The sequence below is a fragment of the Xanthomonas sp. NCPPB 901 genome, assembly GCF_056725085.1.
Window position 1 is genome coordinate 23,632 of record NZ_CM161511.1, and the last position, 22,903, is coordinate 46,534.

At 70.3% G+C, this 22,903-nt stretch carries 17 protein-coding genes; 10 read left to right on the forward strand and 7 right to left on the reverse strand.

Annotation, left to right across the window (positions count from 1 at the left end):
• Nucleotides 1-192: 192 nt before the first annotated feature.
• Complete coding sequence (locus AC1PME_RS00120; protein ID WP_307547475.1) at nucleotides 193-1,395, reverse strand: amino acid aminotransferase; 1,203 nt, start codon at nucleotides 1,393-1,395, stop codon at nucleotides 193-195.
• Between the two features lie 131 nt (nucleotides 1,396-1,526).
• Here AC1PME_RS00120 and AC1PME_RS00125 point away from each other — a divergent pair, with 131 nt between their 5' ends.
• Nucleotides 1,527-3,653 carry a TonB-dependent receptor family protein gene (locus AC1PME_RS00125; RefSeq protein WP_481096927.1) on the forward strand — a complete coding sequence of 709 codons (2,127 nt, stop codon included), beginning with the start codon at nucleotides 1,527-1,529 and terminating at the stop codon, nucleotides 3,651-3,653.
• A 299-nt stretch (nucleotides 3,654-3,952) separates the two neighbouring features.
• Here AC1PME_RS00125 and AC1PME_RS00130 read toward each other — a convergent pair whose 3' ends face one another.
• Entirely contained in the window at nucleotides 3,953-5,848 is a 1,896-nt protein-coding gene (locus tag AC1PME_RS00130; RefSeq protein ID WP_481096928.1) for a sigma-54-dependent Fis family transcriptional regulator, read from the reverse strand.
• Between the two features lie 243 nt (nucleotides 5,849-6,091).
• Here AC1PME_RS00130 and adh point away from each other — a divergent pair, with 243 nt between their 5' ends.
• The 3 genes from adh (at nucleotide 6,092) to AC1PME_RS00145 (ending at nucleotide 9,167) form a co-directional block, all read left to right on the forward strand.
• A complete protein-coding gene (gene adh / locus AC1PME_RS00135; protein WP_254459719.1) occupies nucleotides 6,092-7,621 on the forward strand; it encodes an aldehyde dehydrogenase in 1,530 nt (509 codons plus the stop codon).
• Between the two features lie 128 nt (nucleotides 7,622-7,749).
• On the forward strand, nucleotides 7,750-8,778 hold the full coding sequence (gene adhP / locus AC1PME_RS00140) for an alcohol dehydrogenase AdhP (protein ID WP_254459720.1): 1,029 nt from the start codon (nucleotides 7,750-7,752) through the stop codon (nucleotides 8,776-8,778).
• Nucleotides 8,778-9,167 (forward strand): DUF779 domain-containing protein, encoded by a 390-nt coding sequence (locus AC1PME_RS00145; protein ID WP_481096929.1) that lies wholly within the window; start codon nucleotides 8,778-8,780, stop codon nucleotides 9,165-9,167. Before adhP ends, AC1PME_RS00145 begins: the two co-directional genes overlap by 1 nt.
• Nucleotides 9,168-9,302: 135 nt before the next feature.
• Here AC1PME_RS00145 and AC1PME_RS00150 read toward each other — a convergent pair whose 3' ends face one another.
• Nucleotides 9,303-9,599, reverse strand: coding sequence for a hypothetical protein (locus tag AC1PME_RS00150; protein WP_481096930.1), 297 nt, complete (start codon nucleotides 9,597-9,599; stop codon nucleotides 9,303-9,305).
• A 163-nt stretch (nucleotides 9,600-9,762) separates the two neighbouring features.
• Here AC1PME_RS00150 and AC1PME_RS00155 point away from each other — a divergent pair, with 163 nt between their 5' ends.
• Both AC1PME_RS00155 and ku read left to right on the forward strand, forming a co-directional pair.
• The gene (locus AC1PME_RS00155) at nucleotides 9,763-10,158 is read left to right on the forward strand and encodes a hypothetical protein (RefSeq protein WP_254459723.1); all 396 of its coding nucleotides are present in this window, start codon (nucleotides 9,763-9,765) and stop codon (nucleotides 10,156-10,158) included.
• On the forward strand, nucleotides 10,158-11,144 hold the full coding sequence (ku, locus tag AC1PME_RS00160) for a non-homologous end joining protein Ku (protein ID WP_481096931.1): 987 nt from the start codon (nucleotides 10,158-10,160) through the stop codon (nucleotides 11,142-11,144). The genes AC1PME_RS00155 and ku overlap by 1 nt, the downstream gene beginning before the upstream one ends.
• Before the next feature lie 296 nt (nucleotides 11,145-11,440).
• Here ku and lldD read toward each other — a convergent pair whose 3' ends face one another.
• From lldD to AC1PME_RS00175, 3 genes are all read right to left on the reverse strand, one after another.
• Entirely contained in the window at nucleotides 11,441-12,604 is a 1,164-nt protein-coding gene (gene lldD / locus AC1PME_RS00165) for an FMN-dependent L-lactate dehydrogenase LldD (RefSeq protein ID WP_481096932.1), read from the reverse strand.
• Between the two features lie 14 nt (nucleotides 12,605-12,618).
• Nucleotides 12,619-13,419, reverse strand: a complete 801-nt coding sequence (gene lldR / locus AC1PME_RS00170) for a transcriptional regulator LldR (RefSeq protein ID WP_481096933.1) — start codon at nucleotides 13,417-13,419, stop codon at nucleotides 12,619-12,621.
• 134 nt (nucleotides 13,420-13,553) lie between these two features.
• Nucleotides 13,554-14,135, reverse strand: coding sequence for a methyltransferase family protein (locus AC1PME_RS00175; RefSeq protein ID WP_254459727.1), 582 nt, complete (start codon nucleotides 14,133-14,135; stop codon nucleotides 13,554-13,556).
• 223 nt (nucleotides 14,136-14,358) lie between these two features.
• On the opposite strand from AC1PME_RS00175, the gene AC1PME_RS00180 reads away from it, so the two are divergent.
• From AC1PME_RS00180 to fabV, 3 genes are all read left to right on the forward strand, one after another.
• Entirely contained in the window at nucleotides 14,359-15,456 is a 1,098-nt protein-coding gene (locus AC1PME_RS00180; RefSeq protein ID WP_254459728.1) for a sensor histidine kinase, read from the forward strand.
• Nucleotides 15,453-16,085, forward strand: a complete 633-nt coding sequence (locus AC1PME_RS00185) for a response regulator transcription factor (protein ID WP_254459729.1) — start codon at nucleotides 15,453-15,455, stop codon at nucleotides 16,083-16,085. Before AC1PME_RS00180 ends, AC1PME_RS00185 begins: the two co-directional genes overlap by 4 nt.
• A 635-nt stretch (nucleotides 16,086-16,720) precedes the next feature.
• Nucleotides 16,721-17,926, forward strand: coding sequence for an enoyl-ACP reductase FabV (gene fabV / locus AC1PME_RS00190; protein WP_481096934.1), 1,206 nt, complete (start codon nucleotides 16,721-16,723; stop codon nucleotides 17,924-17,926).
• Between the two features lie 604 nt (nucleotides 17,927-18,530).
• Here the strand turns inward: fabV and AC1PME_RS00195 are convergent.
• Entirely contained in the window at nucleotides 18,531-19,553 is a 1,023-nt protein-coding gene (locus AC1PME_RS00195) for a PfkB family carbohydrate kinase (RefSeq protein WP_481096935.1), read from the reverse strand.
• A 296-nt stretch (nucleotides 19,554-19,849) separates the two neighbouring features.
• Here AC1PME_RS00195 and AC1PME_RS00200 point away from each other — a divergent pair, with 296 nt between their 5' ends.
• Nucleotides 19,850-22,624 (forward strand): TonB-dependent receptor, encoded by a 2,775-nt coding sequence (locus tag AC1PME_RS00200; RefSeq protein WP_481096936.1) that lies wholly within the window; start codon nucleotides 19,850-19,852, stop codon nucleotides 22,622-22,624.
• The last annotated feature ends 279 nt before the right edge of the window (nucleotides 22,625-22,903 follow it).

Here is a 22,903-nt window from a genome sequence, read left to right on the forward strand (position 1 = left end):
AGGTGGCACAGCATGCCGCGCGGCGCCCCGATCGCCGATCGCGCGCCCTACGGCACAGCGCCGCCTGCGCGATCCAGCCGCCGGCCGCGCCGGCCGCCGGGCATCAAAAAACCGGGAGGCTTGCGCGCTCCCGGTGCGATGGCCTGGCCGGACCGCATCCAGGCCGCCAGACGGCGGCCTCGCCTGCGGCACTCAGCCCTTGTGCACGGTGGCCACGGCCTGGGTCACGTAGTCCAGGTTCTTCTGGCTCAGCGCGGCCACGCAGATGCGGCCGGTGCCGACCGCGTAGATGCCGAACTCCTCGCGCAGCCGGTCCACCTGCGCCTTGCTCAGGCCCGAGTACGAGAACATGCCGGCCTGCTGCTGGATGAAGCCGAACTCCGGCGCGCCCAGGGCGGCCAGCTTCTGCACCATGCCGGCGCGCAGGGCGTGGATGCGCTCGCGCATCTCGGTCAGTTCCTGCTCCCACATCGCGCGCAGTTCCGGGCTGTTGAGCACCCCGGCGACCAGCGCGGCGCCGTGCGTGGACGGGCTGGAGTAGATGGTGCGGATGATGCGCTTGACCTGCGACTGCACCGCCTTGCTCTCGGCCGCGTTGGCCGAGACCACCGACAGCGCGCCGACGCGCTCGCCGTACAGCGAGAACGACTTGGAGTACGAGCTGGCGACCACGTAGTTGTCGATGCCGACCTCGGCCAGCAGGCGCACCGCGTAGGCGTCGGCGTCGATGCCCTTGTCGAAGCCCTGGTAGGCGATGTCCACGAACGGGAACAGGTTGCGTTCCTTCAGCAGCTCGGCCACGGTGCGCCACTGCGCCTGGCTCAGGTCGGCGCCGGTCGGGTTGTGGCAGCAGGCGTGCAGCAGCACCACGCTGCCGGGCGTGAGCGCGCGCAGGTCGGCGAGCATGCCGTCGAAGTTCAGGCCGTGGCTGGCCGGATCGAAATAGGTGTAGTCGACCACGTCGAAGCCGGCGGCGGTGAACACCGCGCGGTGGTTCTCCCAGCTCGGGTTGCTGATGGCGATGGTCGAGGTGGACAGCAGCTTCTTCAGCAGGTCCGCGCCCACGCGCAGCGCGCCGCTGCCGCCGATGGTCTGCGAGGTGGCGACGCGGCCGGCGGCCAGCAGCGGCGACTCGGCGCCGAACAGCAGTTTCTGGGTGGCCAGGTCGTAGGCGGGCAGGCCGTCGATCGGCAGGTAACCGCGCGGCTTGGCGTCCTGCGCCAGCTGCTGTTCGATCTGCTGCACGGCGCGCAGCAGCGGGATGCGGCCGTTTTCGTCGTAGTAGATGCCCACGCCCAGGTTGACCTTGGTCGGGCGGGAGTCGGCGTTGTAGGCCTCGGTCAGGCCCAGGATCGGGTCGCCTGGGACCTGTTCTACGTTTGCAAAGAAGGACACGGCGGTACTCGTTCGGTGGCGGTGGGTGGGGGCCGGGGGGACCGGAGCCGGCGCGGTCAAACGCCTCATCGTAACAAACGCTGTCGCGCTTGGCCGGGTGCGGCCCGGCGCCACATCGGCGATGATGGCGCATGTCTGCTCCCCTGCTCTCCGCCCTGCTCTGCGGGGCCTGCGCCCTGGCGCTGCCGCCCCTGCTCCGCGCCGCCCCCGCCGATGAACCCGCGACCACCCTGCCGGCGCTGCAGGTCCAGGCCGCCCGCGTCGGCGGCCTGGCCGATTTCGACCTGCCGGCGTCGCTGACCAGCACCGACCTGGGCGATAGCGACCGCCTCGGCGCGCAGGCGTCCGAGGCCCTGGTCGGGGTGCCCGGCCTGCTCGCGCGCGACCGCCAGAACTATGCGCAGGACACCCAGCTGTCGATCCGCGGCTTCGGCGCGCGCTCGGCGTTCGGCGTGCGTGGCGTGCGCCTGCTGCTGGACGGGATCCCGGCGACGATGCCGGACGGCCAGGGCCAGCTGTCCAACTTCAACCTGTTCGGCAGCGAGCGGGTCGAGGTGCTGCGCGGGCCGTTCTCGGCGCTGTACGGCAACTCCTCCGGCGGCGTGGTGCAGCTGTGGAGCGCCGACGGCCAGCCTGGCGATCCGTGGCGGCTGCGCAGCGCGATCGGCAGTCACGGCACCGCGGTCCTCAGCGCGCAGGCGCTGGGCCAGCAGGGCGATGTCCACTACAACCTTGCTGCCACCCATTTCAGCACCGACGGCTACCGCGACCACAGCCACGCGCAGCGCACCACCTTCAACGCCAAGATCGGCATCGACCTGGCGCCCGGGCGGCGCCTGGACCTGCTGCTCAACGCGCTGGAGGCGCCCGATGCGCAGGATCCGCTGGGCCTGAGCCGCGCCCAGGCCGCCGCCGACCCGCGCCAGGCCACCGCCGCGGCCAGCCAGTTCGACACCCGCAAGTCCACCCGCCAGGTGCAGGCCGGCGCCATCTTCACCCAGCAGGTGGAGCAGCAGACCTGGCGGCTGATGGGCTACGCCGGGCGCCGCGATGTCACCCAATACCTCTCGGTGCCGGTGGGCGCGCAGAGCAATCCGCTCAACGCCGGCGGCGTGATCGACCTGGACGGCGACTATGGCGGCCTCGACGCGCGCTGGGCCTGGCAGGGCCAGCTGGGCGGCCGCCCGTTCCAGTTCACCGTCGGCGCCAATGCCGACCGCCAGCAACAGCACCGCACCGGCTACGAGAACTTCGTCGGCAGCACGCTCGGGGTGAAGGGCCGCCTGCGCCGCGACCAGCAGGACCGGGTGGAGAACGTGGACCAGTTCGCCCAGGCCTGGTGGCAGTTCGCCGAGCGCTGGTCGCTGCTGGCCGGGCTGCGCCACAGCCAGGTGCGCTTCCGTTCGGAAGACGCCTACATCGTCGGCCGCAATCCCGACGACAGCGGCCGCACCGACTATGCCGCGACCACGCCGGTGGCCGGGCTGGTGTTCCGCGTCGCCGACGACCTGCGGCTCTACGCCTCGGCCGGGCGCGGCTTCGAGACGCCGACCTTCAACGAACTGGGCTATCGCCGCGACGGCGGCGCCGGCCTGGCGCTGGACCTGGCCGCGGCGCGCAGCCAGAACCTGGAACTGGGCGCGAAGTGGCGCAACGCCGCCGGCGCCAGCTGGGACGCGGCGCTGTTCCGCGCCAGCACCGACGACGAACTGGCGGTGGCCAGCAACACCAACGGCCGCAGCACCTACCGCAACATCGGCCGCACCCGCCGCCAGGGCGCCGAGACCAGCCTGACCCTGCCGCTGGGCGACAGCGCACAACTGCAACTGGCCTACACCTGGCTGCAGGCGACGGTGCGCCAGGCCTACCTGACCTGCGCCAGCAGCGGCTGCGCCACGCCCACCGCGGTGGTGGCCGCCGGCACGCGCCTGCCCGGCGTGCCGCAGCAGCAACTGTTCGCGCGCTGGCAGTGGCAGCCGCGCGCCTGGCAGTTCGCGGTGGAAGGCGTGGCCGCCGGCGACACCGTGGTCAACGACCTGGCCAGCGAGGCCGCGCCCGGCTATGCGCTGCTCAACCTGGAAGCGGCGCGGCGCTGGACCACCGCGCACGGCAGCCTGCGCGCCTTCGCGCGCATCGACAATGCGTTCGACCGCCGCTACATCGGCTCGGTCATCGTCAACGACGGCAACGGCCGCTACTACGAGCCCGGCCCCGACCGCAGCTACACGGTCGGGTTGCAGTGGGACTTGCCGCACTGAGCGGCAAGTCCGCGCGGGCGGTTCGTTGTAGGGGCTGCATTCGTCCGCGTCACGACCTGCCGCACTCCGCTCTCACCTACAACGCTAGACCCGCTTCGACACACGCGGCTTCAGCCGGGACTTGCGATACGTGGCTGGGTGCACTGTGGGAGGGACTTCAGTCCCGACGCCTTACAGGGTCGGGTAGCAGCAAGCGCTGTTCGTCGCGGCTGCAGGACAGCTGACGCCCAGAGTGTCGGAGATCGGCAGAGACCGCTTGCCGCGCACCAACGCCGGAACCAGCGTGGCGTCGCGCCCCGTTAGTGCGTCCCCAACTGCAGCCGCCGATACAGCGTGCTGCGGCTGATGCCCAGCCGGCGCGCGGCCTGCGACACATTGCCGTCGCAGGCATCCAATGCCTGGCGCATGGCGCCGAGCGCCAGGCTGTCGAGGTCGGCATCGGGCAACGGCATCACCGCGCCGCCGTTGCCGCCCTGCTCCGCCACGCGGATGCCGGGCAGATAGGCCGGCAGGGCGTCGGCATCGACCAGCGCATCCGCTTCGCTCAGCGCCACCAGCGTGCGCAGGCAGGCCACCAGCTGGCGCAGGTTGCCCGGCCAGGGGTAGGCGCTCAGCGTCGCCAGGGCCGCCTCGGTCAGGCGCCTGCCCTGCCCCAGCCGCGCCCACAGCTCGCCGACCAGCGCCCGCCGGTCCGGGTGCGCGCGCAGCGGCGGCACCTGCACGCAGTGATGGGCGATGCGGTAGTACAGGTCGGGCCGGAAGCGCTGTTCGGCCATCGCCGCGTCCAGGTCGCGGTGGGTGGCGCAGATCAGCGCGAAATCCAGTTTCACCGGTTTGCCGCCGCCCAGCGGCAGCAGTTCGCGTTCCTGCAGCACGCGCAGCAGTCGCGGTTGCAGGGCCAGCGGCATGTCGCCGATCTCGTCCAGGAACAGCACGCCGCCGTCGGCCTGGCGCAGCAGGCCCGGGTTGCCGTGCTTGCGCGCGCCGGTGAAGGCGCCGTCCTCGTAGCCGAACAGTTCCGCCTCGATCAGCCCTTCCGGCAGCGCCGCGCAGTTGACCGCCACGAACGGGCGCCCGGCGCGCGCGCTGCGCCGGTGCAGTTCGCGCGCGAACACTTCCTTGCCGGTGCCGGTCTCGCCCTGCACCAGCACCGGCAGTTGCGCGTCGAGCACGCGGCACGCGCGCTCCAGCGCCAGCTCCTGTGCGGCGTCGAACAGCGGTGCGTCGGATGCCGCCGCCGCGGAGGATCGCGACGCGGTGACGGTGATCGGCGCCTGTTGCGGGCGCCGCCGCGGGCGGTCGTCGGCCGGGCTGTCGATGCGTCCGTGCAGCGCCCGCCCCTGCAGGTCGAACACGCTGCCCTGCTGGCGCAGCCGCGACAGCGGTTCCTCGAACAGCGCTTCGTAGGGCGCGCGGCCGAGTTCGTGGCGCTCCAGCCCGAACAGGCGCAGCCCGGCCTGGTTGGCCGCCACCAGGCGGCCGTTGCGGAACGCCAGCAGCGCTTCGCGCGCGGTGCCGAGCAGCGCCGGGTCGTGGTGCACGCGCAGCAGCTCGCAACCGGGAATGCCGTCGTCGAAGTAGCGATGTTCGATGTTGGCCACCGCCATCCGCGCCAGCGCCAGCGCATGCATGTGCTGCACGCTGGCGTCGCCGGAGATGTCGAGCACGCCGGCCAGGTGCCCGTACGGATCGAAGATCGGCGCCGCCGCGCAACTGAGGATCTGGTGCGGGGCGAAGTAGTGTTCGCCGCCGCGCACTTCCACCGAGCGGCTTTCGACGATGGCGGTGCCGATCGCGTTGGTGCCCACCTGGGTTTCGCTCCAGCACGCTCCGGGCATCAGCGCCACCCTGCCCGCCTTGTCGAGGAAGCGCGGGCTGCCTTCGGCGTCGAGGATCCAACCGGCCTCGTCGGTGAGCAGCACGATGCTGCCGGTGGCCGCGGCGTCGCCGGCCAGGCCTTCCAACTCGGCGCGGGCCAGCCGCCACAGGCGCTCGTGCGCCTCGCGCAGGGCGCGCAGGCGCGAGGCTTCCAGCGGCTCGATCGCCGGCTTCGCGTCCGCGGCCAGGCCCAGCCGTTGGCAGCGCTGCCACGACTGCAGGATGGTGTCGGGCACCTGCCCCACCGGCGCGCCGCCGCGTTCGAAGAACGCGCGGCGGGCCAGGCCGAGTTGATGTTGGGAAGGTTGCTGCGCCATGTCCGGCTCCGCTGTCGCAGATTGCGACACCTGTTGATACGGGTGTTCCGATAAACAGCACATCCGTTGGCGCGGTGCAATCGAAAGATGTGATGCGACGCAGCAAAACGGGCAGGGGTGCGACGGCGTGTCGCGGTGCGACCGCGTGACGCGGCGCAGCACGCAAAACCTGGCATCGGACTTGCGCATATGCCGCTACCGGACGGCCCTGCCCGTCCTTTCCGACCGTCGAAGGAGAACACGATGAACGCCGTCAGCACCGCCAAGCCGCACGCCACCGATCCGCAGTCCATCTTCAAGTCGCGCTACGGCAACTTCATCGGCGGCAAGTGGGTGGAGCCGAAGAGCGGGCAGTACTTCGACAACAGCACGCCGATCACCGGCAAGGTGTTCACCTCGGTGGCGCGCTCCAACGCCGAGGACATCGAGGCCGCGCTCGACGCCGCGCACGCGGCCAAGGACGCCTGGGGCAAGGCCTCCAGCACCGAGCGCAGCAACGTGCTGCTGAAGATCGCCGACCGCATCGAGCAGAACCTGGAACTGCTGGCCTATGCCGAGACCTGGGACAACGGCAAGCCGGTGCGCGAGACGCTCAACGCCGACGTGCCGCTGTGCGTGGACCACTTCCGCTACTTCGCCGGCGCGGTGCGCGCGCAGGAAGGCGGCATCTCCGAGATCGACCACGACACCATCGCCTACCACTTCCACGAGCCGCTCGGCGTGGTCGGGCAGATCATCCCGTGGAACTTCCCGCTGCTGATGGCGTGCTGGAAGCTGGCGCCGGCGCTGGCCGCCGGCAACTGCGTGGTGATGAAGCCGGCCGAGCAGACCCCGGCCTCGATCCTGGTGCTGATGGAGGTCATCGGCGACCTGCTGCCGCCGGGCGTGCTCAACGTGGTCAACGGCTTCGGCCTGGAAGCGGGCAAGCCGCTGGCCAGCAACCCGCGCATCGCCAAGATCGCCTTCACCGGCGAGACCACCACCGGCCGGCTGATCATGCAGTACGCCAGCCAGAACCTGATCCCGGTGACGCTGGAACTGGGCGGCAAGTCGCCCAACATCTTCTTCGCCGACGTGATGGCCGAGGACGACGACTTCCTGGACAAGGCGGTGGAAGGCTTCGTGCTGTTCGCCTTCAACCAGGGCGAGGTATGCACCTGTCCGTCGCGCGCGCTGATCCAGGAATCGATCTACGAGCGCTTCATGGAGAAGGTGCTCAAGCGGGTGGCGGCGATCAAGCAGGGCAACCCGCTCGATCCCAACACCATGGTCGGCGCGCAGGCCTCCAGCGAGCAGCTGGAGAAGATCCTGTCCTACATCGACATCGGCAAGCAGGAAGGCGCGCAGGTGCTGATCGGCGGCGAGCGCAACGCGCTGGATGGCGAGCTGGCCGGCGGCTTCTACGTCAAGCCGACGGTGTTCAAGGGCCACAACAAGATGCGCATCTTCCAGGAGGAGATCTTCGGGCCGGTGGTGTCGGTGACCACCTTCAAGGACGAGGCCGAGGCGCTGGCGATCGCCAACGACACGCTGTACGGGCTGGGCGCGGGCGTGTGGAGCCGCGATGCCGCGCGGCTGTACCGCATGGGCCGTGCGATCCAGGCCGGGCGGGTGTGGACCAACTGCTATCACGCCTATCCGGCGCATGCCGCGTTCGGCGGCTACAAGCAGTCGGGCATCGGCCGCGAGAACCACAAGATGATGCTCGACCACTACCAGCAGACCAAGAACCTGCTGGTCAGCTACTCGCCGAAGGCGCTGGGCTTTTTCTGACGCGCGGGGCGGGGCGGCGGCACGCCTGCGGCGTGTCCCCGCCTGGCCCGGCAACTGATCTGGATCAAGGCAATCCGTCGCCGGTCGCGCGATGGTGACATCACCCGTTTTCTCTCAGGAGCGTTGCAATGGACAAGACGATGAAAGCCGCCGTGGTACGTGAGTTCGGCAAGCCGCTGGCGATCGAGGAAGTGACGGTGCCGCGGCCCCAGGCCGGCGACATCCTGGTCAAGATCGAGGCCTGCGGCGTGTGCCACACCGACCTGCACGCGGCCGAAGGCGACTGGCCGGTGAAGCCGAACCCGCCGTTCATTCCCGGCCACGAGGGCGTGGGCCATGTGGTGGCGGTCGGCGCCGGCGTGGACCATGTGAAGGAGGGCGACCGCGTCGGCATTCCGTGGCTGTACTCGGCCTGCGGCCATTGCGAGCATTGCCTGGGCGGCTGGGAAACCCTGTGCGAGACGCAGCAGAACACCGGCTACTCGGTCAACGGCGGCTTCGCCGAGTACGCGCTGGCCAACGCCAATTACGTCGGCCATCTGCCGAAGCACATCGGCTTCGTCGAGGTCGCGCCGATCCTGTGCGCCGGCGTCACCGTGTACAAGGGCCTGAAGGTCACCGACACCAAGCCCGGCAACTGGGTGGTGATCTCGGGCATCGGCGGCCTCGGCCACATGGCGGTGCAGTACGCCAAGGCGATGGGCATGAACGTGGCCGCGGTGGACGTGGACGACGCCAAGCTGGCGCTGGCCACGCGCCTGGGCGCGACGGTGACGGTGAATGCGCGCACCACCGACCCGGTGGCGTACTTGAAGAAGGAAATCGGCGGTGCGCACGGCGCGCTGGTCACCGCGGTCTCGCCGAAGGCGTTCGAGCAGGCCATCGGCATGGTCCGCCGCGGCGGCACCGTCTCGCTCAACGGCCTGCCGCCGGGCCAGTTCCCGCTGGACATCTTCGGCATGGTGCTCAACGGCGTGACTGTGCGTGGCTCCATCGTCGGCACCCGCCTGGACCTGCAGGAGTCGCTGGAGTTCGCCGAGCAGGGCAAGGTCGCCGCGACGGTGGCCACCGACACCCTGGACAACATCAACGATGTGTTCGCGCGCATGCATGCCGGCAAGATCGAAGGCCGCATCGTGCTGGACATGGCCGCCTGATGGACGCGCCCGCTGCCGCACCGCCGCCGCAGGTGCTGGCGACGTTGCCGGCCCTGCAGCTGATCGCGCGGCTGCGGGCGCGGCATGGGCCGCTGCTGTTCCACCAGTCCGGCGGCTGCTGCGACGGTTCCTCGCCGATGTGCTACCCGCAGGGCGACTTCATCGTCGGCGACCGCGACGTGCTGCTGGGCGAGATCGGCCAGGCGCCGTTCTACATCAGCCCGTCGCAGTTCGCCTATTGGAAGCACACCCAGCTGATCATCGACGTCGTGCCCGGCCGCGGCGGCATGTTCTCGCTGGAGAACGGCGAGGGCGTGCGCTTCCTGGTGCGTTCGCGGTTGTTCGAGGACAGCGAGTACGCCGCGCTGGAGGCGGCGGGGAAGGTGTAGTCGCGGACGCAGGTGGCTGCATGCAGCCGCAGCAGCGGCTTCAGCCGCGACGGGTGGCCCCGGTGGCGACGCGGTCGCGGCTGAAGCCGCTCCTAGGGCAGGGGAGGTGTTTCGCGCAGCGGCGATACCGTCGCCTCACTTTGGCGGCTTCGCCGGCACGAACGGCGAGACCGGGTCGCTGGCGGGGAAGGTCTCTTCCAGCGCTTCGTCCTGGTTGGCGTCGGCGTGCCGCGCGTGCGCGGTGTCGGGGGTGGAATGCACCGGCGTGTCCTGCGGGGCAGGACGGTTTTCGCCGGTGCGCGGTTCCTGCTCGACGATGGTCTCGGGGCGGTCGCCGGCGCCGCGGTCTTCGTTGCGCTGGGTCTCGCGCTTGCCGCGCTGTTCGCCGGGGATGGGCGCCGCGTGGCGCAGCGGATCGGTGGGCGTGGACATGTCCGGTTCCTCCAGGGAAGTACGGCGGAGGTCCAGTTCACCCCCGCAGCGGTGAAGCCACTGCGAATCGCGCACCCTGCACGGCGCGGTCACGCATCGCTAACGGCCCCGGCGCTACTGCTGCCGATCCCCCCCCGCCGCCGTTGCCGCCCGGAGCCTTGCCATGCGCCCCAGCGACCGCCCCGACCCGCTGCTGTTCAACGCCCATCTGGATCCGTTGCCGAGCGTCCCGCCGCCTCATCGCCGTGGCGCGGCGCCGCGCCCGCACGATGCGCCGGACTACCGCCGCTACAGCCTGGCCGACTACCGCCAGCGCCGTGCCCGCCATCGCACGCCGTGGCGCGACCTGTGCCCGGCCTACGCCTTCGCCCTGCAGACCCACGCCAGCGGCTGGCCGCGCGGGCCGCAGGCCGAGACCGATGGCGAGCTGGCCGCGCACTGGGACCTGGTGCGCGGCGACTCGCGGCTGGACTGGGATCAGGCGCGGCAGGTGGTCGAGGACGCCTGGCAGGCACTGGACCACTTGCCGGCGCAGGCGACCGGCGCGGAGCCGCACTGATGCCGCGCCCGATCTGGACCGGCACGCTGTCCTTCGGCCTGCTCAACGTGCCGGTGTCGCTGATGTCCGGCGAACGCCGGATCGACCTGCACTTCCGCATGCTCGACGCGCGCGACAAGCGCCCGATCCGCTTCGAGCGGGTCAATGCCGACACCGGCGAGGAAGTGCCGTGGAAGGACATCGTCAAGGCCTACGAATACAGCAAGGGCAACTACGTGGTGGTCGAGCAGCAGGACATCGCCTCGGCCGCGCCGGAAAGCCACGAGACGGTGGAAGTGGAGGCCTTCGTCGATGCCGCCGAGATCGACCTGCGCTACTTCGAGAAGCCCTACGTGCTGGTGCCGGGCAAGAAGGCCGAGAAGGGCTACGTGCTGCTGCGCGAGACCCTGCGCAACACCGGCAAGGTCGGCATCGCGCGGGTGGTGATCCGCACCCGCGAGTATCTGTCCGCGGTGATGCCGCTGCAGGACGCGCTGGTGCTGATCCTGCTGCGCTATCCGCAGGAACTGGTGGAGCTGGACGACTACACGCTGCCCAGCGGCAAGGCCGCCGATTATCGGATCAGCGCCAAGGAAACCGAGATGGCGGCGCAGCTGATCGACTCGATGTCCGGGCGCTGGGATCCCGATGCCTACCACGACGAGTTCCGCGAGCGCCTGCATGCGGTGATCCAGAAGCGGATCGAGGCGCAGGAGGGCACCACCCAGGTCGACGAGGACGCCGAGGCGCCGCAGCGCGAGGACGCCGCCACCAACGTGGTCGACTTCATGTCGCTGTTGCAGAAGAGCCTGGATGCCAAGAAGCGCACGCCGGCCAGGCAGGACGCCAGCGTGCCGGTGCGCAAGACCGCGAAGAAGGCGGCCAAGCCGGCCAAGCCGGCCAAGGCGGCGGCCGGCAAGGCGAAGAAGGCCACGCGCGCGAAGCCGGCGGCGACCAAGGCCAAGCCGGCCGCGCGCAAGGCGCCGGCGCGGCGCAAGGCGGGGTAGGGCAGGCGGGTCACGGCGGCGCCCGGGTGCGTCGTCTTGTCCCAGGCAGCCGTGTCGTGTTCGCCCGCCGCGCCGCTGCCGTGGCGTTGCGCGGCGCCTGACGCGACGTCGGGGCCACGCCGTGCGGCATCGGCGGTGAATGGGCCGATGCCAATCCCGGGAGCCATGGTTGCGCGCCTATGGCCCCGTCTTCGACACCGTCGCGTCACAGCCAGGGCGGGGATGGTCGCCTGCTTCCTTGCGCGCGCTTGCCACCCGCACACGCCAGCGCCGCGCCGCTCAGGAAGAGCGGCGGCCTACGCCGAGACCATCGCCTCGCGCGTCACCTGCGCCAGCGAATCGCGCGAGATCGCCGCGATCGACTTGGCGCCGGTCAGGGTCATGGCCACCTGCATCTCCTTCTCGATCAGCGTCAGCAGATGCTCCACCCCGGCCTGGCCGGCCGCGGCCAGCGCGTAGACGAAGGCGCGGCCGAGCAGCACCGCGTCGGCACCCAGCGCCAGCATGCGCACCACGTCCAGGCCGTTGCGCACGCCGGAGTCGGCCAGGATCTTCAGCTCGCCCTTCACCGCATCGGCGATCGCCGGCAGCGCCCGCGCGCTGGACAGCACGCCGTCGAGCTGGCGCCCGCCGTGGTTGGAAACGACGATGCCGTCGGCGCCGAAGCGCACCGCATCGCGCGCGTCGGCCGGGTCGAGGATGCCCTTGATCACCATCGGCCCGGACCAGAATTCGCGGATCCATTCCAGGTCCTTCCAGGTGATCGACGGGTCGAAGTTGGCGCCGAGCCAGCCGATGTAGTCGGCCAGTCCGGTGGGATGGCCGCGGTAGGTGGAGATGTTGCCCAGGTCGTGCGGACGCCCGCGCAGGCCCACGTCCCAGGCCCAGCGCGGGTGGGTGACGGCCTGCAGCATGCGCCGCAGCGGCGCATTGGGGCCGCTCATGCCCGAGTGCGCATCGCGGTAGCGCGCGCCGGGCACCGGCATGTCCACGGTGAAAACCAGGGTGGTGACGCCGGCCGCCTTGGCCCGCTCCAGCGCATTGCGCATGAAGCCGCGGTCGCGCAGCACATAGAGCTGGAACCACATCGGCCGGTCGATCGCCGGCGCCACTTCCTCGATCGGGCACACCGACACCGTGGACAGGGTGAACGGCACGCCCTTGGCTGCCGCCGCCTTCGCCGCCTGCACCTCGCCGCGGCGCGCGTACATGCCGGTCAGGCCCACCGGCCCCAGCGCCACCGGCAACGCCAGGGGTTCGCCGAACAGCTCGGTGCGCAGGTCCAGCGCCGACATGTCCTCGCGCAACACGCGTTGGCGCAGGGCGATGTCGCTCAGGTCGGACACGTTGTGGCGCAGGGTGTGCTCGGCATAGGCGCCGCCGTCGATGTAGTGGAACAGGAACGGCGGCAGCCGGCGCTGCGCGGCGGCACGGTAGTCGGTGGAAGCGGAAATGATCATGCGGGGCAGGCCGGTCAGGGAGAGGAGGGCAGGCGCGAGGCGCGGGCGCGGCGCGCATCGTCCTCGTCGAGGGTGCGCAGCGCGCTGTGCACGAATTCCAGGTGGGCGTGCGCGGCGGCGCGGGCGCGCTCGGGGTCGCCGGCCAGGATCGCGTCGCGCAGCGCGCGGTGCTGGGCGTGCAGGGCGGCGAAGATGCGCGGCGAGGCGAACAGCTGCTGCCGGCTCTGCGAGATGTTGGCCTGCAGCAGGTCGAACAGGCCGCGCATCACCTGCAGCAGCACGCGGTTGTGGGTGGCTTCGGCGATCGCCAGGTGGAAATCGGCGTCGGCGTGCGCCTGGGCCGCCGCATCGGCCTGCGCATGGGTCTGCAGCAGCGCCTCGAACGCCGCGTCGATGCGCGCGCGGTCCTCGTCGGTGGCGCGCAGCGCCGCGTGCCAGGCGGTGGCGCCTTCCAGGGCGTGGCGGGCCTCCAGCACGTCGAAGCGGTATTCCGGGTCGGCGTGCAGCAGCGGCAGGAACGGCTGCAGCGGCGCCACCACCTGGTCCTCCGGGGTCGGCGGCCGTTGCACGTAGGTGCCGCCGCCCGCGCGCGCGCGCAGCAGCCCCTGGCTGGCGAGTTGGGCGATGGCTTCGCGCAGCACCGGGCGGGAGACCCCCAGTTCCGCGGCCAGGGTGCGCTCGGCGGGCAGGCGCGCGTCGACCGCCAGGCCGCGTTGCGCGATCAGCGTGCGCAGTTGCGCGGCGACCCGGTCGCTGAGCCGGGCAGGGGGCTCGGCGGCCGCCGGCGCGCTGGTGGCGATGGAACGTTTGGTCATACCAATTCGCGGAGGGGGAAGCGATGCAGCGGCATTAGGCGCCTGAACTCAGACGACGTCAATCACTTCAACGCGATGCTTGCGATTATTGGTAATACCAATTGGAGTTAACGGCTGCGGCGAGCGGCGCGGACTCACCACACCCACGGCAACAGCCGCCAGCTGTGCGCGGCGTAGTCCGGGTACTCCTCGGGAAAGGCCTGGGTCAGCATCGCCTCCTCGACGCGGATGCGGCGCAGGAACGCCCAGGTCACCGGCAGCACGATCACCAGCAGCGACAGCACGTTGCCCATGCCCAGCGCCAGCCCGTAGAACGCCAGCAGCGCGCCGGTGTAGGAGGGGTGCCGCAGATAGCGGTACGGCCCGTGGCGGACCAGGCGGTGGCCTTCCTGGATGGTCACGTCGACGGTGAACCAGCGCGCCAGCACGCGGATCGACCACAGCCGCAGCGCCAGCCCGCCGGCCAGCAGTGCACAGGCCAGCCAGCGCAGCGGTTCGCGCAGGTGCGGCGCATAGCGCCACACGCCGAGCATCGACAGCAGCACGCCCAGCGCCACCGCGGCGTACAGCACGCGCCACAGCAGGCGCAGCGTGCCCTGGTCGCGGGCGCCGCCGTCGGCGGCGCGGCGGCGGTGGCTGAGCAGCAGTTCGTAGGCGCCCCAGCCCAGGCCGAGCAGCAGGAACAACAGATCCGGATGGTGCAGGGTCAGGGGCATGGCGACGTCCTCGTGGCGGCAGGTACGCCGCATTGCGTGGCAGGGCGGATGAACCGGGCCCATCCTGCGCGCCGATCGGCGGGGACGCAGCAGGGCATGGACGCAGTGTGCCGCCATCGTGGTGGCGCGGCAGTGGCCGCTGGTCACCGCGTCGGCCTGCCGGAAGTCACTTTCTTTGCCCGCCCCATTGCCGCGGGGTTGGCCGGCGGTCAGCATCGGCCGCATGAACCGATTCCTGCGCGACCTGATCGAGCCCAAGCGCCTGGCCGGGCTGCTGACCGTGGCCACGGTGCTGTGGTCGTTCCAGTTCGCGCCGCATGCCCAGGCGGCCTGGCGCTGGATCGCGGCGACGCTGTTCCTGCTGCCGCTGCTCGGCGCGCACTATCTGCCCGCGCGCTGGCGCGATGCCGCGCTGTGGCTCGAAGCCGTCGCGGCGATGGCCCTGGTCTGGCTGGAGCCGCAGGTCGGCACCGCGCCGGTGTTGCTGGTGGTGGTGGTCGCGCAGGTGGCGCTGCAATGGCCGCCGCGGCAGGTGCTGCTGTTGGCCGTGCTGGCCAACCTGGGCACGTTCCTGGCGCTGTCCGCCGCCGGGATCCGGCACCCGCTGCTGACCACGCTGATCTACGCCGGCTTCCATGCCTTCGCCGGCCTGAGCGCGCACTACGCGCGCACCGCCGAGCTGGCGCGCGAGGCGCTGGCGCGGGTCAACGCCGACCTGTTGGCCACCCGCGCGCTGCTCGCCGACAGCACCCGCGATGCCGAGCGCCTGCGCCTGGCGCGCGAACTGCACGACGTGGCCGGGCACAAGCTCACTGCCATGCGCATCCAGTTGCGCCTGCTGCTGGCCGATCCGGCGCTGGCGCCACGCGCCGAGGTGGCGACGGTGGAGCGGCTGTCCGGCGAGCTGCTGGCCGACATCCGCGCGGTGGTGCAGTCGCTGCGCGACGAACGTGGCGTGGACCTGGAGACGGCGCTGTGCGCCCTGGCCGCGCCGTTCCCGCGGCCGCAGTTGCAGGTGCAGATCGACCCGGCGCTGCGCATCACCGATCCGCACCTGGCCGAGACCCTGCTGCGGCTGGTGCAGGAAGCGCTGACCAACGCCGCGCGGCATGCCGATGCCGCGCACGTGCGGGTACGCCTGGGCCAGGACCGGCAGCAGCTGTGCCTGGATATCGAGGACGACGGCCACCGCGCCGAGCGCATCCGCGAAGGCAACGGCATCGCCGGCATGCGCGAACGCCTGGCGGCGCTGCACGGGCGCCTGGAACTGGGCCGCACGCCGCACGGCGGCATGCAGTTGAGCGCGAGGCTGCCGCTGTGAGCGCGCTGCGGATCGCCCTGGCCGACGACCAGGTGTTGGTGCGTGCCGGCCTGCGCGCGCTGCTGCAGACCCAGGGCATCGCCGTCGCCTGCGAGGCCGACGACGGCCAGGCCTTGCTCGACGCGGTGGCGGCGACGCCGGTGGACGTGGTGCTCAGCGACATCCGCATGCCGGGCATGGACGGCATCCAGGCGTTGCAGCAGCTGCGCGCGCGGGGCGACCGCACGCCGGTGCTGCTGCTCACCACCTTCGACGAGTCCGACCTGCTGCTGCGCGCCACCGCCGCCGGCGCGCAGGGCTTCCTGCTGAAGGACGCCGCGCCGGAGGATCTGCGCGAAGCGATCGCGCGCGTGGCCGCCGGCGAGACCCTGCTGCAGCCGGTCAGCACCGACCCGGTGCGCGCGCGCTACCGTTACCGCGACGAGGATGCCCCGCGCGACACCTTCAACGAACGCGAAGTGGCGATCCTGCGCCTGCTTGCCGGCGGCTACTCCAACAAGGAGATCGCGCGCAGCGTGTTCCTGGCCGAGGGCACGGTGAAGAACTACGTCTCCACCATCCTCGACAAGCTCGGCACCCGCGACCGCACCCGCGCCGTGCTCAAGGCGATCACCTTGCGCATCATCTGATGCGCCCGCAGGCGGTATCGCGGAGACATCCGCCGTCAGCGCGTCGGGACTGAAGTCCCTCCCACACTGCCTCCATCCGACATGGCGGCACCGTCTTACCGGCGGCACCGTACCCATACCGTAGGAGCGGCTTCAGCCGCGACAACCGACGTCGCGGTGCGCGGCTCGCCGATCAGCGCTCTTCCCCCTCCCGCCAGCACAGCATCCGCCACCGCGATGCCGCCTTTTGTGGGAGCGACTTCAGTCGCGACGCGACACCCTCCGAACGCGCGCGCGCTTACCCCCACACCACGCTCCATCACCGACAGCGCGTCGGGACTGAAGTCCCTCCCACACGAGCCGATCCCCCACGCCAGCGTTGTTGCATGGCTCGTAGGAGCGGCTTCAGCCGCGACAGCCGATGCCGCGGCGCGCGGCTCGCCGATCAGCGCCACTCCCCTCGCGCTAGCACCACCTCCGCCGCCGCGACGCCGCCCTTTGTGGGAGCGACTTCAGTCGCGACGCGACGCCACCCCAACGCGCGCGCTTACCCCCAAAACACGCTCCATACCCTGCCGTGTGCTGCCGCCGGGACTTCTGCATGCCCGCCGCAGACATTAAGATGCCGCGGGCATTGTGCCGACGAGGAATTCACGTTGATCATCCATCCGAAAGTCCGCGGTTTCATCTGCACCACCACGCACCCGCTCGGCTGCGAGCGCAACGTGCTCGAGCAGATCGCCGCCACGCGCGCGCGCGGCGTGCGCCACGATGGCCCGAAGAATGTGCTGGTGATCGGCGCGTCCAGCGGCTACGGCCTGGCCTCGCGCATCACCGCCGCGTTCGGCTTCGGCGCCGCCACCCTCGGCGTGTTCTTCGAAAAGCCCGGCAGCGACAAGAAGGCCGGCACCGCCGGTTGGTACAACGCCGCCGCCTTCGACAAGCAGGCCAAGGCTGCCGGCCTGTACAGCAAGTCGATCAACGGCGACGCGTTCTCCGATCAGGCGCGCGAGAAGGTGATCGAGCTGATCCAGCAGGACATGGGCGGCCAGGTCGACCTGGTGGTGTATTCGCTGGCCTCGCCGGTGCGCAAGCTGCCGAGCACCGGCGAAGTGAAGCGTTCGGCGCTCAAGCCGATCGGCCAGACCTACACCGCCACCGCCATCGACACCAACAAGGACACCATCATCGAAGCCTCGATCGAGCCGGCCACCGAGCAGGAGATCGCCGACACCGTCACCGTGATGGGCGGGCAGGACTGGGAGCTGTGGATCGATGCGCTGGACGCCGCCGGCGTGCTCGCCCCGGGCGCGCGCACCGTCGCCTTCAGCTACATCGGCACCGAGATCACCTGGCCGATCTACTGGCACGGCGCGTTGGGCAAGGCCAAGGTCGACCTCGACCAGACCGCGCAGCGCCTGCACGCGCGCCTGCAGCCGCAGGGCGGCACGGCCAACGTGGCGGTGCTGAAATCGGTGGTGACCCAGGCCAGCGCCGCGATCCCGGTGATGCCGCTGTACATCTCCATGGTCTACAAGATCATGAAGGAAAAGGGCCTGCACGAAGGCACCATCGAACAGGCCGACCGCCTGTTCCGCGAGCGCCTGTACCGCGAGGACGGCCAGCCGGCCGCCACCGACGACGAGAACCGCCTGCGCCTGGACGACTGGGAACTGCGCGACGACGTGCAGGACGCCTGCAAGGCGCTGTGGCCGCAGGTGACCACCGAGAACCTGTTCCAGCTCACCGACTACGCCGGCTACAAGCACGAATTCCTCAAGCTGTTCGGCTTCGAACGCCAGGACGTGGACTACGACGCCGACGTCGATCCGGACGTGACCTTCGATTGCGTGGAGCTCTGAGGGGCGGGGATTCGGGAGTCGTGTTGATCCCGCACAGAAGATGCGGCCGGCAGCGATGTCGGCCGTTTTCTTTTCTGGTGGTGGCCGAAGCGATGGCAGGCGAGGGCTGTGCAGTTGAGGCAGACCAAGGCCGTACCGTGGATTAGCGACGCTGTCCGCACCACCGAAGCAGCGACATGTGTGCCATAGCGCTCGCCCCGCGCATCGCCAACGTTCGATTGCCGGTCGCGGGTGAAGCGGCGATGCGTGCGTTGGCCGAGACCGCGTCGGGACTGAAGTCCCTCCCACAAAGACCCCAGCCATCCGTGCGGCGGCTTCCCCTGTAGGCGAGGGCTTCAGCCGCGACAGGCGAAGCGGCAATGCGCGCGTTGACCGAACCGCGTCGGGACTGAAGTCCCTCCCACAAAGACCCCAGCCATCCCTGCAGCAGCTTTTGCTTGTAGGAGCGGCTTCAGCCGCGACAAGCGAAGCGGCGATGCGTGCGTTGACAAAACCCGCGTCGGGAAATGAGTCGGTTCCATACCGCAGCGCTGCCCCGCGCCGCGAAACCCGCAGCGCCAGCGCCTTTACGATTCCCCACTCCCCATTCCCCAATCCCGGCCTTTCACCGCCTCACATCGAACCGCGTCGCCCCCACGCAGGCCTGCACCTCGGCCTCGCTCAGCGCCAGCACGTCGCCGGGCAGCGAGTGCTTGAGGCAGCCGGCGGCCAGGCCGAAGCGGATCGTGGCGGTGTCGTCCCACCCCTGGCTCAACCCGTGCAGCACGCCGGCGGCGAAGGCGTCGCCGCCGCCGATGCGGTCGACGATGCCGCTCAGCTCCTCGGCCGGCGCGTGCGCGACGCCGCCGTCGCGGCGCAGCAGCATCGCGCCCAGGCTGTGCCGGTCCACGCTGTGCGCCACGCGCTGGGTGCAGGCCATCGTCTGCAGCTGCGGGAACGCGGCAAAGGCGTCGCGCGCGCCGGCCTCCACCCGCGCCTGCACGCTGTCCTGCGGATAGCGGTGGCCCAGCACCACCTCCAGGTCGCGGTGGTCGGCGAACAGCACGTCCGCCTGGGCCAGCAGCTGTCGCAGGATGCCCGGCGCGTCGCCGTGCCAGGCCTCCCACAGCTTGGGACGGTAGTTGCCGTCGAACGACACCCGCACCCCGGCCGTGCGCGCCGCCTGCGCCGCGGCCAGCGCCGCCGCCGCGCCGGGCTCGCCCAGCGCCGGGGTCACCCCGGACAGGTGCAGCCACTGCGCGCCCTGCAGCAGCGTCGGCCAGTCGTGGCGGTCGCCGGCATCCTGCGCGAAGGCCGAGCCTGCGCGGTCGTAGGTGACTTCGCTGGGCCGGTGCCCGGCGCCGGTGCTGAGGAAATACAGGCCCATGCGCCCGGGCACGAAGCGGATGCCGCCGGTGTCCACGCCATGCCGCCGCAGTTCGCCGGCCGCGGCCTGGCCCAGCGGGTTGTCCGGCAGCACGCTGACCACGGAGACGGCATGGCCGAAATGCGCCAGCGCCACGCCGACGTTGGCCTCGGCACCGCCCACCTGCACCTCCAGCCGCGGCGTCTGCAGCAGCCGTTCGTGGCCGGGCGCGCCCAGGCGCAGCAACAGTTCGCCGAAGCAGACGAAGCGGGATGCGGTCATGGCGGGGCGGGTCCGGGCGGCCGAAGGGACGCCAAGCATGCCGTGAAACGCGCGCGTCGGCCAGATGAACTGACCATCGGTGTCATTTTGTGCGCAGCCAGGCCTTTCGCCACTGTCCGCGGTCGCGATCCTGCGCTATGTCATTGACTAAAAAGACCCTTGGGCGAGTTGGTACTCTGTTGCGCTGCAAGATGCCGCGATGTTTCGCAACTGTTAACGTTGTTTTTGACTAGCGGTGTCATTCGCGACAACGCCCGCAGTTCCACGCCGTCATGTAACCCTTGGGAGGGGAGGACATGCAATCACGTACCGAACGCCGGAAGACACCGGTTACCTTGCTCGCGCTGTCGATCGGCCTGGCCCTGCAGGCCGGCGCCCTGCAGGCGCAGGAAGCCCCGGCGCAGGCGCCGGCCACGGCCTCCGCCGATGCCACCACCGAGCTCGATACCGTCGTCGTCACCGGCTACCGCGCCAGCGTGGAGAAGGCGCTGGACATCAAGCGCGCCGAGAAGAGCATGGTCGACGCCATCGTCGCCGAGGACGTGGGCAAGTTCCCCGACACCAACCTGGCCGAGTCGCTGCAGCGCATCCCCGGCGTGGTCATCACCCGCGACGCCGGCGAAGGCCGCAACATCTCCGTGCGCGGCCTCGGCCCGGACTTCACCCGCGTGCGCATCAACGGCATGGAGGCGCTGACCACGGTTGGCGCCAGCGACCAGAGCGGCGGCACCAACCGCGGCCGCGGCTTCGACTTCAACGTGTTCGCCTCGGACCTGTTCACCCAGATGGTGGTGCGCAAGACCGCCTCGGCCGACGTCGAAGAAGGCTCGCTGGGCGCCACCGTGGACCTGCGCACCGCGCGGCCGTTCGACTACGACGGCTTCACCTTCGCCGCCAACGGCCAGGCCACCTACAACGGCATGTCGGAGAAGGCCGACCCGCGCATCGCCGCGCTGGTCGCCAACACCTGGGCCGACGGCACCTTCGGCGCGTTGATGTCGGTGGCCTATTCCGAGCGCCAGGTGCTGGAAGAGGGCAGCGGCACCACGCGCTGGGCCAACGGCCCCAGCAACAACGGCTACAGCCCCACCTCGCCGTTCGCCGCGGCCAACAGCGCCAACGTGTTCAGCCCGCGCATCCCGCGCTACACGCAGATGGAGCACAAGCAGAACCGCCTGGGCGTGACCGGCTCGCTGCAGTGGAAGCCCAGCGACAGCACCGAGTTCTCGCTGGACGGGCTGTACTCGAAGATCGACGCCAAGCGCGACGAGCACTACATCGAGGCGATCAGCTTCAGCCGCGGCCGCTCGCAGAACGGCAAGCCGGAGATGATCGTGCGCGACGGCTACGTCGATCCGGCCTCCGGCGCGCTGCTGTACGGCCGCTTCGACAACGTCGACATCCGCTCGGAGAACCGCCACGACGAGTGGAACACGGTCTTCAAGCAGCTCACCCTGAGCGGCGAGCACCGTTTCAGCGACACCTTCAAGATCACCGGCGAGATCGGCACCTCCAGTTCCAAGCACCGGAACCCGATCCAGACCACGGTGATCATGGACAAGAACAACGTCGCCGGCTACAGCTACGACTACCGCAACAGCTACACCTCGCCGGTGTTCAACTACGGCATCGACCCGACCGCCGCCACCGGCTGGACCCTGGCCGAAGTGCGCATGCGCCCGCAGTCGGCCAACAACGACTTCGACACCGGCTCGCTGAACTTCGAGTGGAACCTGGGCCCGAACTTCACCCTCAAGGGCGGCGTGCTGGCCAAGAACTACGGCTTCGACACCAAGGAGTTCCGCCGCGCCTCCGAGACCAGCGTGCCGGCCTTCGCCACCGGCAACCGCATCGTGCCCACCGACCTGGTCGCGCTGGCCGGGCTGAAGGGCATCGAGGGCACGCCGTCGAACTGGGCCGTGCCCGACCTCAACGGCATCGCCGATGCGCTGGACATCTACAGCGGCAACGGCACCTGGGCGTTGGCCGAGCGCGCGGTCAACACCCGCAGCGTGGAAGAGAAGGACCGCGGCGCGTGGTTGATGGGCGACTTCGCCTTCGACATCGGCGCGATCCCGTTCTCCGGCAACATCGGCGTGCGCTACGTGAAGACCAACCAGTCCTCCACCGGCTACGCCCTGGTCGGCGCGAACCTGATCAACACCACGGTCGAGCGCGACTACAGTGACACCCTGCCGTCGTTGAACCTGGTCGCCGAGATCACCCCGGACTTCCTGATCCGCTTCGGCGCCGCCAAGGTGATGACGCGGCCGGGCCTGGGCAGCCTGACCCCGGGCGTGACCGTCGCCGTGGCCGGCGGCGCGCGCACGGTCAGCGGCGGCAACCCGAACCTGGATCCGATCCGCGCCAAGACCGCCGACCTCGGCTTCGAGTGGTACCTGCAGGAAGGCGCGATGCTGGGCCTGGCGCTGTTCTACAAGGACATCGACAGCTTCGTGCAGACCGCGCGCACCATCGCCCCGTATTCCAGCAGCGGCCTGCCGGTCAGCCTGCTCGACGGCACCGGCGCGGCGGCCAGCGACGACTTCGTCTTCAGCGTGCCGCTCAACACGCCGGGCGGCAAGTTGAAGGGCGCCGAGTTCAACTACATCCAGCCCTTCAGCTTCCTGCCGGGCAAGTGGGCCAATTTCGGCACCCAGCTCAATTACACCTACGTGCAGTCGAAGATCCAGTACGTCACCGGCAGCGGCGCGCTGTCGTTCAACACCGACCTCACCGGCCTGTCGAAGAATGCGTACAACGCCACGCTGTTCTACGAAGGCGAGCGCTTCAGCGGCCGCGTGTCGCTGACCCACCGCGACGGCTACCTGACCCAGGTGCCGGCCACCGAGACCGGCTTCGACATGCACGGCATGCGCGGCACCAATGTCGTCGACGCCAAGCTGACCTACAAGATCGACGAGAAGATCGACATCAGCCTGGAAGGGCAGAACCTGACCAACGTGCCGTACTACGAGTGGGTGCAGACCAGCGCGGGCGGCGCGCAGCTGCCGCTGACCTACAGCGAGACCGGCCGCCAGTACGCGATCGGGGTGCGCTACAAGTTCTGAGGCGTGCGTTCGCCGGTGCCGCGCTGCGGCATCGGCAACCCCGCGCTGCCCGCATACTCGCGGGCCGGGGAGGGAGATCGCCGCGCGCTGCATGGTGCGCGCCGATCGCAAAGGAGCGAGATGAAACAGGCAATGTGCCGCAGCGCCATGCGCGCTGCGCGTGGTGTGGCAGCAATGGGTGTCTGGGCATGGCAGCCCTGGAGGCAAATGCGATGCGATGCCTGACAGCCATCGACTTCGTACGCACGTCATCGCATGTGCGGGCACCGCGCGTCGCGG

Bases quoted from the DNA above. Each gene is read 5' to 3' on its own strand.
- AC1PME_RS00125 (WP_481096927.1), top strand. From the start codon at position 1,527: ATGTCTGCTCCCCTGCTCTCCGCCCTGCTCTGCGGGGCCTGCGCCCTG.
- AC1PME_RS00130 (WP_481096928.1), bottom strand. From the start codon at position 5,848: ATGGCGCAGCAACCTTCCCAACATCAACTCGGCCTGGCCCGCCGCGCG.
- adh (WP_254459719.1), top strand. From the start codon at position 6,092: ATGAACGCCGTCAGCACCGCCAAGCCGCACGCCACCGATCCGCAGTCC.
- adhP (WP_254459720.1), top strand. From the start codon at position 7,750: ATGGACAAGACGATGAAAGCCGCCGTGGTACGTGAGTTCGGCAAGCCG.
- AC1PME_RS00145 (WP_481096929.1), top strand. From the start codon at position 8,778: ATGGACGCGCCCGCTGCCGCACCGCCGCCGCAGGTGCTGGCGACGTTG.
- AC1PME_RS00150 (WP_481096930.1), bottom strand. From the start codon at position 9,599: ATGTCCACGCCCACCGATCCGCTGCGCCACGCGGCGCCCATCCCCGGC.
- AC1PME_RS00155 (WP_254459723.1), top strand. From the start codon at position 9,763: ATGCGCCCCAGCGACCGCCCCGACCCGCTGCTGTTCAACGCCCATCTG.
- ku (WP_481096931.1), top strand. From the start codon at position 10,158: ATGCCGCGCCCGATCTGGACCGGCACGCTGTCCTTCGGCCTGCTCAAC.
- lldD (WP_481096932.1), bottom strand. From the start codon at position 12,604: ATGATCATTTCCGCTTCCACCGACTACCGTGCCGCCGCGCAGCGCCGG.
- lldR (WP_481096933.1), bottom strand. From the start codon at position 13,419: ATGACCAAACGTTCCATCGCCACCAGCGCGCCGGCGGCCGCCGAGCCC.
- AC1PME_RS00175 (WP_254459727.1), bottom strand. From the start codon at position 14,135: ATGCCCCTGACCCTGCACCATCCGGATCTGTTGTTCCTGCTGCTCGGC.
- AC1PME_RS00180 (WP_254459728.1), top strand. From the start codon at position 14,359: ATGAACCGATTCCTGCGCGACCTGATCGAGCCCAAGCGCCTGGCCGGG.
- AC1PME_RS00195 (WP_481096935.1), bottom strand. From the start codon at position 19,553: ATGACCGCATCCCGCTTCGTCTGCTTCGGCGAACTGTTGCTGCGCCTG.
- AC1PME_RS00200 (WP_481096936.1), top strand. From the start codon at position 19,850: ATGCAATCACGTACCGAACGCCGGAAGACACCGGTTACCTTGCTCGCG.